Origin of the sequence: Herbaspirillum sp. DW155, from assembly GCF_037076565.1 — a bacterium.
Taxonomy (GTDB): Bacteria; Pseudomonadota; Gammaproteobacteria; order Burkholderiales; family Burkholderiaceae_D; genus Herbaspirillum.
Genome location: NZ_AP029028.1, coordinates 1,121,413 through 1,133,822 on the forward strand (window position 1 = coordinate 1,121,413; position 12,410 = coordinate 1,133,822).

Below are 12,410 nucleotides of genomic sequence, written 5' to 3' on the forward strand. Positions count from 1 at the left end.
CTGATAAGCTCCCCTCATGGAGACAATGGAACATAAAACAGGCTTGATCCTGACCGGTGGCGGTGCGCGGGCGGCATACCAGGTGGGCGTGCTCAACGCCATCTCGATGATCCTGCTCGAAGCGGGCTGGCCGGTGCACAGCAATCCCTTCCCCATCATCTGCGGCACCTCGGCCGGGGCCATCAACGGCACCGCGCTGGCCTGCCGCGCCGATGATTTCGGCGAGGCCGTGCGCGAGCTGATGGCGGTGTGGAGCAATTTCCAGGTGGAGCAGGTCTATCGCGCCGATTCGCTGGGCGTGATCCGCTCGGGGGCGCGCTGGCTGTCGCTGTTTTCCTTCGGCTGGTTGCTGCGCAAGTGGCGCGCCAATCCGCCCAATTCCCTGCTGGACAACACCCCGCTGGTGAGCATGCTGCACCGCCTGCTGGACCTGCCGCGCCTGGATGCCGCGCTGGCCGAGGGACAGTTGCATGCACTGGCGGTCACTGCCTCTTCCTATACCAGCGGCCAGCACCTTACCTTCTACCAATGCGCCGAGGAGATCGAGCCCTGGCGCCGCACCCAGCGGCTGGCCCTGCGCGACCAGATCGGCATTGACCATTTGCTGGCCTCTTCGGCGATTCCCTTCATCTTTCCGGCCATTCCTGTGTACATCGAGGGCCGTTGCGAGTATTGCGGGGATGGCTCCATGCGCCAGATCGCGCCGATTTCCCCGGCCATCCACCTGGGCGCCACCAAGGTGCTCATCATCGGTGCCGGCCGCATGGGCGAGAAGGGCGAGCAGGCGCCCACCAATACGCCGCATTACCCCAGCCTGGCCCAGGTGGCCGGGCATGCGATGTCGGGCATCTTCCTCGATGGGCTCTCGGCGGACATCGAACGCATCAACCGGGTCAATCAAACCTTGTCGGTCCTGAACGAAGAGCAGCGTCGCCACACCCCCTTGAAACCCATCCGCACCCTGGTGATTTCACCTTCGCAACGCATCGACAGCATCGCCAGCCGCCATGTGGGTGACCTGCCGCGTCCGATCCGCACCATGCTGGGCGGCATTGGCGCCACCGAGGCGCGCGGCTCGGCGCTGGCCTCCTATCTGCTGTTTGAACAAAGCTTCACACGCGAGCTGATCGCGCTGGGTGAAAGCGATACCTACGCAAAGCGCGATGAGGTACGGGCCTTTTTTGAACCGGATACCGCCCGGCTGCTCCAAGCCTCTGCCTGATTTGCTGCCGGTCAAATTCCTCACCGGCCGTGGTTGCCTAGCCGAAAGCAACACGTTACTCTACCGGGTGATGTTGCTATCAATTGACAAAATTGCAATTAACAGAATAAATGCAGATGATGCAGATGCGAGCCCGCTTCATTTCTTCCTTCTTCGCCCGCTACTGGCTGGTCTTGCTGACGGCCCTGATGCTGGCCACGCCGGTGCAGGCGCGTGGCCCTGCAGCGGGCGACTTGCCGGAGATCAGCGTGGCGCAGCTGCCGCGCGAGGCGCAGCAGACCCTGGCGCTGATCCGTCAGGGTGGCCCCTTCCCGTATGAAAAGGATGGCAGCGTCTTCGGCAACTATGAAGGGGTTTTGCCCAAGCAGAAGCGCGGGTATTATCGCGAATACACCGTCAAGACGCCGCGCGCCCGCAATCGTGGTGCCCGCCGCATCATCAGCGGGGGAGAGCCGGCTTCTTCCGGTGAATACTATTACACCAGCGATCATTACAAGACCTTCCGCCGGATACGCGAGTGATTCGGCCGGGAGCAGGGCAGGGCGCGCAGGCGCTGCTGCAGCCAGCGTCACCCAACAGGTCAGCCCAGCCAGCCACTACAACCAAGACAGCCACACTGCCCCGCCTATGGATACTGAAGGGAAAATGAGTTTGTTCAAAACGGTGCCGCCCAATATCGTGCAATCGATCCGTGCCTTCCGCGTGAACGAGCTGCAGCAGGAGGCCGCGCACCTGCAGCAGCATTTTCTCTATGCCTATTGCGCCGAGGCCGTGACCAAGCAACAGGTGCTGACCACCATCGCCACCGCTTTTCACTTTCCCCGTCACTTCGGCAAGAATTTCGACGCCCTGCATGATTGCCTCACCGACCTGACTCACAAGGCCGGCAAGCAGATCGGTTTCGTCGTGGTGCTGGAACAGCTGCCCAATACCCAGAAATTCGACAAGGAAGCGCGCGAGACGCTGTTGGATGTCTTCCGCGATGCCGCCGATTATTGGGCAGAAAAGAAGGTGCCGTTCCGGGTTTTCTATTCCTTCCAGTAAATAGCAGTAACTATTTGATAAATCTTTTACGCCACGCCGCTCCTTTCACATTGTGAAAAACGGCGGCGGACAGGTCGTCAGCAGGTACAATGCGCACACCATGAGAAGCATTGTCATCCTGATTTCCGGACGAGGCAGCAATATGGAAGCCATCGTCCGTGCCGCACAGGCCGAGCGGTGGCCTGCCAGAATCGCCGCCGTCATCAGCAACCGCGCCGATGCCAGCGGCCTCGAATTCGCCGCCCGCCACGGCATTGCCACGGCCGTCATTGCCAACCGCGACTATCCCACGCGCGACCAGTTCGATGCCGCGTTGCGCGAGCAGATCGATGCGTTTGCGCCGGACCTGGTGGTGCTGGCCGGTTTCATGCGGATCCTGACGGCACCGTTCGTCAATCATTACCAGGGCCGCATGCTCAACATCCATCCGTCGCTGCTGCCCAGTTTCCCGGGCCTGGCGACGCACCGCCAGGCACTGGCGGCTGGCGTGAAGCTGCATGGCGCTACCGTGCACTTCGTCACGCCCGACCTCGACCACGGTCCCATCGTGGCCCAGGCGGCGGTGCCGGTGCTGGAAGAGGACAGCGAGGAGACGCTCGCCGAGCGCGTCCTGGAGCAGGAACATGTGATCTATCCGCGCGCCGTGCGCTGGTTCGTGCAAGGCCGCCTGGCGCTGGACGGCACCCGCGTGCGCCTGGCCGCCGAAGCCTGAGGCGCAGACGAGCAAACGAGCCAACGCCGCCGCGCAACACTTATCTTGAATTGAATCTGAAGGACCTAGCATGAGATTGCCTCCCGCGATCATTCCCCATACCGAAGAACTGCTGCGCGAAGTGCTGCGTTTCACCGGCCCGGCCGACGTTACCCTGTCGCGCTACTTCCGCGACAATCCGCGCCTGGGCAGCCGCGAGCGCGGCGTGATCGCTGAAGCGGTCTACGGCCTGCTGCGCAACAAGACGGTGCTGACCAACTTCGCCGAATCCGGCAGCGGCCCGATGATGCGCCGCCTGGCCCTGCTGGGACTGGCCGATGCGGTCGGTGCCGAATCCATTGCCGGTTTGCAGGAAGGCGAAGCCGAATGGCTGGAGCGTGTGGCCCAGATCGACCGCACCCGGTTGGCCCCGCAGATGCGCAGCAACCTGCCGCCCTGGTTGTGGGAAAAGCTGGTCGCCCGCATGGGAGAAGAAGCCACCCTGCAACTGGCCGATGCCATGAACCGCCCGGCGCCGCTGGATCTGCGCGTCAATGCCCTCAAGGCCGACCGCGAGACGGTCATGGCCGAACTGGCCAAGGCCCCGGTGGCCTGCGAGCCGACCCCGTATTCGCCGCTGGGCCTGCGCGTGTTCAAGAAGCCGGCCCTGCAGAACCTGCCGCTGTTCAAGGAGGGTGCCATCGAAGTGCAGGATGAAGGCAGCCAGTTGCTGGCCCAGATCGTCGGTGCCAAGCGCGGCGAGATGGTGGTCGATTTCTGTGCCGGTGCCGGTGGCAAGACCCTGGCGCTGGGTGCACTGATGCGCAATACCGGCCGCCTGTATGCCTTTGACGTCTCCGAAAAGCGCCTGGCCAAGCTCAAGCCGCGTCTGGCGCGTAGCGGCTTGTCCAACGTGCATCCGGTGGTGATTGCCCACGAGAACGACGCCAAGGTCAAGCGCCTGGCCGGCAAGCTCGATCGCGTGCTGGTCGATGCCCCCTGCAGCGGTCTGGGCACCCTGCGCCGCAATCCCGACATGAAGTGGCGCCAGACCGTGGAAACGCTCACCGAGATGCGTGCCAAGCAAGGTTCCATCCTGGCCAGTGCCGCGCGCCTGGTACGCCCGGGTGGCCGCCTGGTGTATGGCACCTGCAGCTTCCTCGACGAAGAAAACGATGAAGTCATTGCCGAATTCCTGCAATCACATCCCGACTTCACGCTGCGCCCGATGAGCGAAGTGCTGGCCGAGCAGAAGATTGCACTGGATACCGGCGACTACCTGAAGCTGCTGCCGCACCAGCATCAGACTGACGGTTTCTTCGCTGCCGTCCTGGAGCGTCGCGCCGCATCATGATGCGCCGGGTCTGGATGTCTTCACTGGCCACCGGCCTGCTGGCCGTGCTCGCCGTCCCCGGCCTGCAGGCCAGGGAAGCCCTGCCGCCGCCACCGGTCGTGGCGGCGCAGGGGACGATCCAGTCCGCCTTTGCACCCTGGGATGACATCGAAGCCCTGATCGTCGACCAGCTCAATGCGGCGCAGCGCCAGATCCTGATGCAAGCCTATCTGCTGACCAGCCGTCCCATCACCGATGCCCTGGTGGCCGCCCGCAGGCGCGGCATCGACGTGCGCGTATTGATGGACGCGGGCCAGCTCGACAAGAATTCCGAATACCGGCTGCGCCAGCTGCGTGCGGCCGGTATTCCGGTCTGGCTGGAAACCGATTACCGCAACGCCCACAACAAGGTCCTCATCATCGATGCCGCCTTGCCCACGGCGACCGTCATTACGGGCAGCTACAACTTCACCTGGTCGGCCCAGCACAAGAACGCCGAGAACGTGCTCATCCTGGGCAAGAACCCCCCACTGGCCGCGCGCTACGCCAGCAACTGGCAGCGTCACCGCCAGGATGCGCAAGCTGCTCCCTGATCCATGACCGATCATTTCTTTTCCCTCTTCACTGATATCAGCACCGTCGACCTGCTGCGCCAGCTGGTGGTGATTGCGCTTTGCCTGCTGGGCGGCATCGGCCTGTCGCGCTGGCTGCGCGCGCGCTTCGTGCTGCCGGCCGATGGCGAGGAGCAGTCGCTGGTGATGCAGATCGGGGTGAAGAGCTTTGCCCGGGTGCTCTCCCCCTTGCTGGCGCTGGGCCTGTTGACGGCGGCTTATACCATCCTGAAGCGCGGCCACCATGCCGTCACCCTCTGGGAGATCATGTTTCCCCTGACCATTGCCCAGGTGGCGATGCGTTTCGTGTTCTACGTACTGCGCGGCATCTTTGTGAAGGATGCTACCGTTGGTGCGCTGCTGCACCTGTCGGAAAAGGTCATCGCGCTGGTGGTCTGGCTGTGCGTGGTGCTGTGGATTACCGGCCTGTGGCCCGATTTCATCGATTATCTGGATGGCACCACCTTGCCGCTGGGGCGCCACAAGGTGTCGTTGTTGACGATGTTGCAAGGCGCAGCTTCGGTGCTGGTCACCCTCATCATCGCCCTGTGGATAGGCACGGTGGTGGAAAACCGCCTGATGAAGTTCAGCGGCATGCATTCCTCGCTGCGTACGGTGGTGGCGCGCATGGTGCGGGCCTTGCTGATCCTGATCGCCTTCCTGGTCAGCCTGTCGCTGGTGGGGATCGACCTCACGGTACTGTCGGTCTTCGGTGGCGCGCTGGGCGTGGGTATCGGTCTGGGCCTGCAGAAGATTGCCAGCAGCTATGTGTCCGGCTTCGTGATCCTGCTGGAGCGCAGCATGGTCATCGGCGACATGGTTGCTGTGGATAAATATTTCGGCAAAGTCACCCAGATCAACACCCGCTACACCATTCTGGAAGGCTTGGATGGGATTGAATCGGTCCTGCCGAATGAACTATTCGTCTCCAATCCGGTACAAAACTATTCCTTGACCCATCGCATTGTACGTTTGTCCACACAGCTTACAATTCTGTACCAGGATGATGTGGAAACGGTCTTGGGTATCATGGAACAGGCCGCACTTGGGGTACAGCGGGTCTCTCAGCAGACCGCGCCGCAAGCCTTGCTGATCAAGATCGGCGCCGACGGACTGGATCTGGAACTGGGGTTCTGGATCACCGACCCGGAAAACGGGCGGCTCAATGTGTTGTCGGACGTCAACCGGGCCATCTGGGCTGCCTTCAAGCAACACGGTATCCAGGTGGCCCATCCCAAGCGCGACATCCGCATCATGGATGAGCGCAGCTTCCGCCAAAGTACGCGCCAGGAAAATCCTGATGGCCCAGAGAGGCAGAATTCGCGTACAATGCCCGGCAATTAAAAGAAAATAAAACCATTTTCACGGAACAAGTAATAATCCTGTTTTGTAGTCCGATAGTTGTTTTCTATTTGGAGTTGTACTGATGACCCTTGATGCGATCCTCGACTTTGTTGCCAACGGCCTGCTGCATGCGTCCGGTTGGCAGATTGTCATTTACACACTGGTGATGACCCACATCACCATCGTGGGCGTGACTCTCTACCTGCATCGTTGCCAGGCGCATCGCGCGCTCGAACTGCACGCGATCCCCAGCCACTTCTTCCGTCTGTGGCTGTGGATGACCACCGGCATGGTGACCAAGGAATGGGCCGCCATCCACCGCAAGCACCACGCCAAGTGCGAGACCGAAGAAGATCCGCACAGCCCCCAGACCCGCGGCATCCAGAAGGTGATGTGGCAGGGTGCCGAGCTGTACCGTTCCGAGTCCAAGAACGCCGAGACCATGGAAAAGTTCGGTCACGGCACGCCGGATGACTGGATCGAACACAACATCTACAGCAAGTACGGCTGGCAGGGCGTTGGCATCATGCTGATCATCGACGTGCTGCTCTTCGGCGCCATCGGCCTGACCGTCTGGGCCGTGCAGATGGCGTGGATCCCCTTCTGGGCCGCTGGCGTGGTCAATGGCCTGGGCCACTTCTGGGGCTATCGCAACTATGACTGCGTGGATGCATCGACCAACCTCTTCCCGATCGGCATCCTGATCGGTGGTGAAGAGATGCACAACAACCACCACACTTTCGGCACCTCGGCCAAGTTCTCGGCCAAGTGGTATGAATTCGACATCGGCTGGATGTATATCCGCATCCTCGAAACCTTCGGCCTGGCCAAGGTCAAGAAGGTCTTGCCGGTGCCCAAGTTCGATCGCCAGAAGGCCGTCATCGACTTCGACACCCTGCAGTCGGTCATCGCCAACCGCTACGACGTGACCGCCAAGTACGCGCGTTCCCTGAAGAGCGCCTGGAAGGACGAACTGGATCACCTGATCGAGAAGGCCAAGCTGGAATCGCGCTTCCTGAAGTCTTCCAAGAAGCTGCTGCAGCGTGAGCCGGGCCGCCTGGAAGATGGCCAGAAGCAGCAACTGTCGGAACTGTTCGCCCACAGCAAGGCGCTGCAGACCATGCATGAGATGCGCATCGAACTGGGCGCCATCTGGGAGCGTTCGCACTCCACCCGCGAACAGCTGCTGCAGCAACTGCAAGACTGGTGCACCCGCGCCGAAGCTTCCGGCGTGAAGGCCTTGCGTGACTTCGCCCTGCGCCTGCGCAGCTACGCCTGACCGGTGCTGGTGAGTCCGTTTCTCCGGGGTAAAAACCGGAGATGAAGGAAAAGAAATGAAAAATCCCCGCAGAGCACTCTGCGGGGATTTTTTTGAGCCTGCGCCTGCTGGTGATGAAGCTTCTTGTCAAAACAGGGAAACCGGAGGAGAGCCCGGCCGGCAGGTTCAGGCGCTCCCCTGACCCTGCAGTGCTGTCAGGCATTGCGCCGGGCCCGGCCATGCCGCCGGCAGCAGGCAACAAAAAACCCGCAGAGTGCTCTGCGGGTTTTTCATCGGGATACCGGGATCAATTACTTGATCTTGGTTTCCTTGTATTCCACGTGCTTGCGTGCCTTGGGATCGAACTTCATGATGCTGATCTTTTCGGGCGTAGTACGCTTGTTCTTGGTGGTGGTGTAGAAGTGACCAGTACCTGCGGTCGACTCCAGTTTGATTTTGTCGCGGCCGGATTTCGCCATGATAGATTTCCTTTACTCTGCTAATTAGACTTTTTCGCCACGAGCACGCAGATCGGCCAGAACGGCATCGATGCCGATCTTGTCGATCACGCGCAGGCCGGCGTTGGACAAACGCAGCGAAACCCAGCGGTTCTCGGATTCAACGAAAATGCGGCGGTTCTGCAGGTTGGGCAGGAAACGACGCTTGGTCTTGTTGTTTGCATGGGAAACGTTGTTGCCGACCATCGGCCCCTTCCCGGTGACTTGGCAGACACGTGCCATGTGAGACTCCTTAAAAATTTCCGAATTTGGGAAAAACGAGAGTATATGGAAAAAACTCAGGTTTTTCAATGACTTGCGAAAAACAATTGTGTCTTGATGCGGGGTATTGATTTAACAATTGCGGAAACATTGTTTTTCGGGTGCTGACTCCGACGACGCAATCCCAGTGCTGGCAAGGGTTTGCGGCCGACGGGCGGGGCCTGGTATCAGCTTTGGACGTGATGGGCGATGGAGTACAGGCGTGTCCCGGCCACCACGACATGATCCAGCAACTCCACATCAATGAGCTCCAGCGCCTGCTTGAGCGTACCCGTCAGGCGCAGGTCTGCGGCGCTGGGTTGCGGGCAGCCGGAGGGGTGATTGTGCGCGACGATGACCGAGGCGGCGTTATGCCGCAGTGCTGCCTTGACCACTTCACGCGGATAGACCACCGTATGGTTCAGCGTGCCCCTGAACATTTCTTCAGTAGCGAGCAGCTGGTTGCGCATGTTCAGGAAGAGGGCGACGAAACATTCATGTTCCTTGCCGGCGAAGATCAGTTTGAGATATTCCCCCACGGCCCGGGTGGAATTGAGGGCCGACTGTTCCTTCAGATTGCCGTTGATGGCGCGCTTGGCCAGTTCCAGCGAGGCCGATATCTGCGCACATTTGGCCGGGCCAAGACCGCCGCCCAGGGTGGGATCCCGTTGAGCCGCATTGCACAGTGCGCCCAGCGAGCCGAAACGCTGCAGCAGGTCCATGGCCACCTCCATCACACTCTTGCCCGGCGTGCCCACCCGCAGGAAGATCGCCAGCAATTCCGCGTCCGAGAGGGCGGCGGGGCCCCATTCCAGCAGGCGTTCGCGTGGCCGCTGTTCCTTGGGCCAATCGATGATGGTCATGGTCATGATATGAATCTCCTTAGCACTTGAGAGGGGATACTGCGCACGACCCGCAAGGACCGCGCCAAAAGAATATGAACATCGCTGCAGTGCGCTTGCGCCGCCGCAAGGAAGCGCCTGATGCCGCCTCCATGACTGCACCGGGATGAAGCCGCCAGCGGCGTATCGGTCCAACGTGGCTTACAATAGCGGGCTCTTGCGCACGTTCCCGTTTTTCAGCCTGCTTATCAGTCATGTCCAGCCCAACCGTCCCCGTCGTCACCGAAAACGCCTACCTCACCCTGCATTACCGCCTGGCCTCGCTGGATGGCGAAGATATCGTCAGCACCTTCAACGAAAACCCGGCCACCCTGCAGTTCGGCCAGGGCCAGCTGGCGCCTTTCCTGGAAAACTGCCTGCTGGGCCTGCCCGAGGGTACGCACCAGACGTTCGAACTGAGCCCCGCCCAGGCTTTCGGCGAGCGCAGCGATGAGCTGATCCAGCGCATCTCGCGCGCGACACTCGAAGAAAACTCGTCCATGGACGAGCAGTACCGCGTCGGTGATCTGGTCGATTTCGCGGCTCCCGGTGGTGGCCGCTTTGCTGGCATCCTGCGCGCGATCGATAATGATGGCGCAATTTTCGACTTCAATCACCCGCTGGCCGGGCAAACGCTGAAGTTCGAAGTAAAAATCATAGGAATCCTGTAATCGCCTCGTCATTTGGCGAGATGACCCTCGCAATGTTTTGAAGAATCAAGGGAATTACCATGACCATGGAACAAGCCGACTCTGAAATCCTGCTGGCCCAGCCCCGTGGTTTCTGTGCGGGCGTGGATCGCGCCATCGAGATCGTCGAGCGCGCGCTGATGCAGTTCGGCGCGCCCATCTACGTGCGCCACGAAATCGTGCACAACGCCTATGTGGTCAACGACCTGCGGGCCAAGGGTGCGGTCTTCATCGAGGAACTGGCCGACGTGCCGGCCGGCAATACGGTCATCTTCTCGGCGCACGGCGTGTCCAAGGCGATCCAGGCGGAGGCGGCCGAGCGCGGGCTGACGGTATTTGATGCCACCTGCCCGCTGGTCACGAAAGTGCATATGGAAGTGGCCAAGATGCGTCGCGAAGGCCGTGAAATCATCATGATCGGCCACGCAGGCCACCCGGAGGTCGAAGGCACGATGGGCCAGACCGAGGCCGGCATGCACCTGGTGGAAACGGTGGAAGACGTAGAGCGCCTGCAGGTAGCCAATCCCGACCTGCTGGCCTATGTTTCCCAGACCACGCTGTCGGTGGACGACACGGCCGACATCATCGCGGCCCTGCGCGCCCGCTTCCCGGCCATTGCCGAACCCAAGAAGGGCGACATCTGCTACGCCACCACCAACCGCCAGGAAGCCGTCAAATTCATGGCCCCGCAGGTGGATGTGGTGATCGTGGTGGGCAGCCCCAACAGCTCCAACTCGAACCGCCTGCGCGAACTGGCCGAGAAGAAGGGTGTCCCGGCCTTCATGGTCGATAACGCCGCCCTGATCGATCCGCAGTGGGTCGTGGGCCGCCAGCGCATCGGCGTGACGGCCGGCGCATCGGCACCGGAGGTGCTGGTGCAGGCCGTGATCGACCGCATCAAGGAAATCGGTGCCCGCAGCGTGCGCGTCCTGGACGGTATTGAAGAAAACGTCACCTTCCCCTTGCCCAAGGGGCTGGGAACGCGCTCTCCTTCGGCCGAGTCGGCGTAAGCCCCGTGAAATGATGTGATGCAATGTGAACGTCCGGGCAGAAAAGCCGCCCGGCGTTTGCGCAAACAGGCCTGCTGATGCGGGCCTGTTTCATTTCCGCGAGGGCTGTTGTGAATATGTATGACGATTCATTGGTCTTACCGCACTTTCTTCTGTAACAGGCGATTGTTTGTGCTCGATTGTTGGAATCTTCTGCGTATAATTCCGCACCATTATCGACGGACCGCCCAAAAGGCGGCCGAGCGCTAGCCCTCACCAAAGAGGGCAGGGCGCCGTCAAGGCGGCGTCATTCAGAGACGGGAGACATTCCTATGCACGAGTATCTGCCCACCGGCCCCGCCCGGTGCCTCCGGCGAAGACCTCCCGGGCGGGCGCCCGGCTGGCGCTCCGCCCACAGCCCAGGCTGCTGCTTCGGCAACAGCGGCTGATCCCCCATCGACCCGACCCCGCCCTCAAGCCTGCTTGAACGGGAGCTTATTGCCCTTTTTATGAAGAGTGATAACGCGATCCCGACAGCCGGGAACGGATTTTGCTAATCGACATGCTTTCGCGCGGTGTCCGCTTTGGTGCAGACCCACGTGTTTTTCTTGTTTCCATTTAGATCGAAGAGTTATTCATGGACATTTTCATCCAGCAGATCATCAACGGATTGGTGCTAGGCAGCATGTACGCACTGATCGCCCTGGGCTACACCATGGTGTACGGGGTGCTGAACCTGATCAACTTTGCCCACGGCGACATCCTGATGGTCGGGGCCATGGTCGGCCTGTCGATCCTCAAATTGGTGCAGCAGGTGGCGCCTGACCTGCCGGGCATCGTCAAGCTGATCATCGCCATCGTCGGTGCGATTCCGGTGTGCGTGATCGTGAGCTTGCTCATCGAACGCATCGCCTATCGTCCGCTGCGCAATGCGCCGCGTCTGGCGCCGCTGATCACCGCCATCGGCGTGTCGATCCTGCTGCAGACCTTCGCCATGATGATCTGGGGCCGCAGCCCCCTGCCGTTCCCGCAGATCATGCCCTCGACCCCGGTCAACATCGCCGGTGCGCTGATCTCGCCGACCCAGATCATGCTGCTCATCCTGGCGCTGGCCGCGATGATCGGCCTGGTGCTCATCGTGGAAAAAACCAAGATGGGCCGCGCCATGCGCGCCACCGCCGAGAACCCGCGCATCGCCGGCCTGATGGGCGTGGACGCCAACCGCGTCATCATCGTCACCTTCGGCATCGGCGCCGCACTGGCGGCGATTGCCGGCGTGATGTGGGCCGCCAACTATTCCACCGCGCAATTCGCCATGGGCTTCGTGCCGGGCCTGAAGGCCTTCTCGGCGGCGGTGCTGGGCGGCATCGGCAACATCTACGGCGCCATGCTGGGCGGCATCCTGCTGGGCCTGATCGAGAGTCTCGGTGCCGGTTACATCGGCGACCTGACCGGCAACTTCCTGGGCAGCAACTATCAGGACATCTTCGCCTTCATCGTGCTGATCATCGTGCTGACCCTGCGCCCCTCCGGGATCATGGGTGAGCGTGTGGCGGACCGTGCCTGAGTTTTTAAGATTTAAAACCTTAA

General features: G+C 61.2%; 14 protein-coding genes. 11 read left to right on the top strand and 3 right to left on the bottom strand.

The window, feature by feature from the left end; genetic code table 11:
• Positions 1–16: 16 nt before the first annotated feature.
• From AACH55_RS05045 to AACH55_RS05080, 8 genes are all read left to right on the top strand, one after another.
• Positions 17–1,222 (top strand): patatin-like phospholipase family protein, encoded by a 1,206-nt coding sequence (locus tag AACH55_RS05045; protein ID WP_338718338.1) that lies wholly within the window; start codon positions 17–19, stop codon positions 1,220–1,222.
• A 125-nt stretch (positions 1,223–1,347) separates the two neighbouring features.
• Entirely contained in the window at positions 1,348–1,743 is a 396-nt protein-coding gene (locus AACH55_RS05050; RefSeq protein WP_338720174.1) for a ribonuclease, read from the top strand.
• On the top strand, positions 1,712–2,266 hold the full coding sequence (locus AACH55_RS05055; RefSeq protein ID WP_338720176.1) for a barstar family protein: 555 nt from the start codon (positions 1,712–1,714) through the stop codon (positions 2,264–2,266). The genes AACH55_RS05050 and AACH55_RS05055 overlap by 32 nt, the downstream gene beginning before the upstream one ends.
• A 100-nt stretch (positions 2,267–2,366) precedes the next feature.
• The gene (purN, locus tag AACH55_RS05060; RefSeq protein ID WP_338718339.1) at positions 2,367–2,978 is read left to right on the top strand and encodes a phosphoribosylglycinamide formyltransferase; all 612 of its coding nucleotides are present in this window, start codon (positions 2,367–2,369) and stop codon (positions 2,976–2,978) included.
• A 70-nt stretch (positions 2,979–3,048) separates the two neighbouring features.
• A complete protein-coding gene (locus AACH55_RS05065; protein ID WP_338718340.1) occupies positions 3,049–4,311 on the top strand; it encodes an RsmB/NOP family class I SAM-dependent RNA methyltransferase in 1,263 nt (420 codons plus the stop codon).
• Positions 4,308–4,883 carry a phospholipase D family protein gene (locus AACH55_RS05070; protein ID WP_338718341.1) on the top strand — a complete coding sequence of 192 codons (576 nt, stop codon included), beginning with the start codon at positions 4,308–4,310 and terminating at the stop codon, positions 4,881–4,883. Before AACH55_RS05065 ends, AACH55_RS05070 begins: the two co-directional genes overlap by 4 nt.
• Before the next feature lie 3 nt (positions 4,884–4,886).
• Complete coding sequence (locus AACH55_RS05075) at positions 4,887–6,245, top strand: mechanosensitive ion channel domain-containing protein (RefSeq protein WP_338718342.1); 1,359 nt, start codon at positions 4,887–4,889, stop codon at positions 6,243–6,245.
• An 82-nt stretch (positions 6,246–6,327) separates the two neighbouring features.
• Positions 6,328–7,524 (top strand): fatty acid desaturase, encoded by a 1,197-nt coding sequence (locus AACH55_RS05080; RefSeq protein ID WP_338718343.1) that lies wholly within the window; start codon positions 6,328–6,330, stop codon positions 7,522–7,524.
• Between the two features lie 290 nt (positions 7,525–7,814).
• Here AACH55_RS05080 and rpmG read toward each other — a convergent pair whose 3' ends face one another.
• From rpmG to radC, 3 genes are all read right to left on the bottom strand, one after another.
• Positions 7,815–7,982 (bottom strand): 50S ribosomal protein L33, encoded by a 168-nt coding sequence (gene rpmG, locus AACH55_RS05085; protein ID WP_006463731.1) that lies wholly within the window; start codon positions 7,980–7,982, stop codon positions 7,815–7,817.
• Positions 7,983–8,006: 24 nt separating this feature from the next.
• Positions 8,007–8,243, bottom strand: a complete 237-nt coding sequence (rpmB, locus tag AACH55_RS05090) for a 50S ribosomal protein L28 (RefSeq protein WP_006463730.1) — start codon at positions 8,241–8,243, stop codon at positions 8,007–8,009.
• 206 nt (positions 8,244–8,449) lie between these two features.
• Positions 8,450–9,124, bottom strand: a complete 675-nt coding sequence (gene radC / locus AACH55_RS05095; RefSeq protein WP_338720178.1) for a DNA repair protein RadC — start codon at positions 9,122–9,124, stop codon at positions 8,450–8,452.
• A 233-nt stretch (positions 9,125–9,357) separates the two neighbouring features.
• Here radC and AACH55_RS05100 point away from each other — a divergent pair, with 233 nt between their 5' ends.
• The 3 genes from AACH55_RS05100 (at position 9,358) to AACH55_RS05110 (ending at position 12,387) form a co-directional block, all read left to right on the top strand.
• A complete protein-coding gene (locus AACH55_RS05100; RefSeq protein WP_338718345.1) occupies positions 9,358–9,813 on the top strand; it encodes an FKBP-type peptidyl-prolyl cis-trans isomerase in 456 nt (151 codons plus the stop codon).
• 59 nt (positions 9,814–9,872) lie between these two features.
• Positions 9,873–10,841, top strand: coding sequence for a 4-hydroxy-3-methylbut-2-enyl diphosphate reductase (gene ispH, locus AACH55_RS05105; RefSeq protein ID WP_338718346.1), 969 nt, complete (start codon positions 9,873–9,875; stop codon positions 10,839–10,841).
• Between the two features lie 616 nt (positions 10,842–11,457).
• Positions 11,458–12,387: a branched-chain amino acid ABC transporter permease gene (locus AACH55_RS05110; protein WP_338718347.1), complete on the top strand. Its 930-nt coding sequence runs from the start codon at positions 11,458–11,460 to the stop codon at positions 12,385–12,387.
• Positions 12,388–12,410 lie beyond the last annotated feature (23 nt).

What these genes read in the sequence shown, in the direction of transcription:
- AACH55_RS05045 (WP_338718338.1), top strand. Translation starts at nt 17, where the DNA reads ATGGAGACAATGGAACATAAAACAGGCTTGATCCTGACCGGTGGCGGT.
- AACH55_RS05050 (WP_338720174.1), top strand. Translation starts at nt 1,348, where the DNA reads ATGCGAGCCCGCTTCATTTCTTCCTTCTTCGCCCGCTACTGGCTGGTC.
- purN (WP_338718339.1), top strand. Translation starts at nt 2,367, where the DNA reads ATGAGAAGCATTGTCATCCTGATTTCCGGACGAGGCAGCAATATGGAA.
- AACH55_RS05065 (WP_338718340.1), top strand. Translation starts at nt 3,049, where the DNA reads ATGAGATTGCCTCCCGCGATCATTCCCCATACCGAAGAACTGCTGCGC.
- AACH55_RS05070 (WP_338718341.1), top strand. Translation starts at nt 4,308, where the DNA reads ATGATGCGCCGGGTCTGGATGTCTTCACTGGCCACCGGCCTGCTGGCC.
- AACH55_RS05075 (WP_338718342.1), top strand. Translation starts at nt 4,887, where the DNA reads ATGACCGATCATTTCTTTTCCCTCTTCACTGATATCAGCACCGTCGAC.
- AACH55_RS05080 (WP_338718343.1), top strand. Translation starts at nt 6,328, where the DNA reads ATGACCCTTGATGCGATCCTCGACTTTGTTGCCAACGGCCTGCTGCAT.
- rpmG (WP_006463731.1), bottom strand. Translation starts at nt 7,982, where the DNA reads ATGGCGAAATCCGGCCGCGACAAAATCAAACTGGAGTCGACCGCAGGT.
- rpmB (WP_006463730.1), bottom strand. Translation starts at nt 8,243, where the DNA reads ATGGCACGTGTCTGCCAAGTCACCGGGAAGGGGCCGATGGTCGGCAAC.
- radC (WP_338720178.1), bottom strand. Translation starts at nt 9,124, where the DNA reads ATGACCATCATCGATTGGCCCAAGGAACAGCGGCCACGCGAACGCCTG.
- AACH55_RS05100 (WP_338718345.1), top strand. Translation starts at nt 9,358, where the DNA reads ATGTCCAGCCCAACCGTCCCCGTCGTCACCGAAAACGCCTACCTCACC.
- ispH (WP_338718346.1), top strand. Translation starts at nt 9,873, where the DNA reads ATGACCATGGAACAAGCCGACTCTGAAATCCTGCTGGCCCAGCCCCGT.
- AACH55_RS05110 (WP_338718347.1), top strand. Translation starts at nt 11,458, where the DNA reads ATGGACATTTTCATCCAGCAGATCATCAACGGATTGGTGCTAGGCAGC.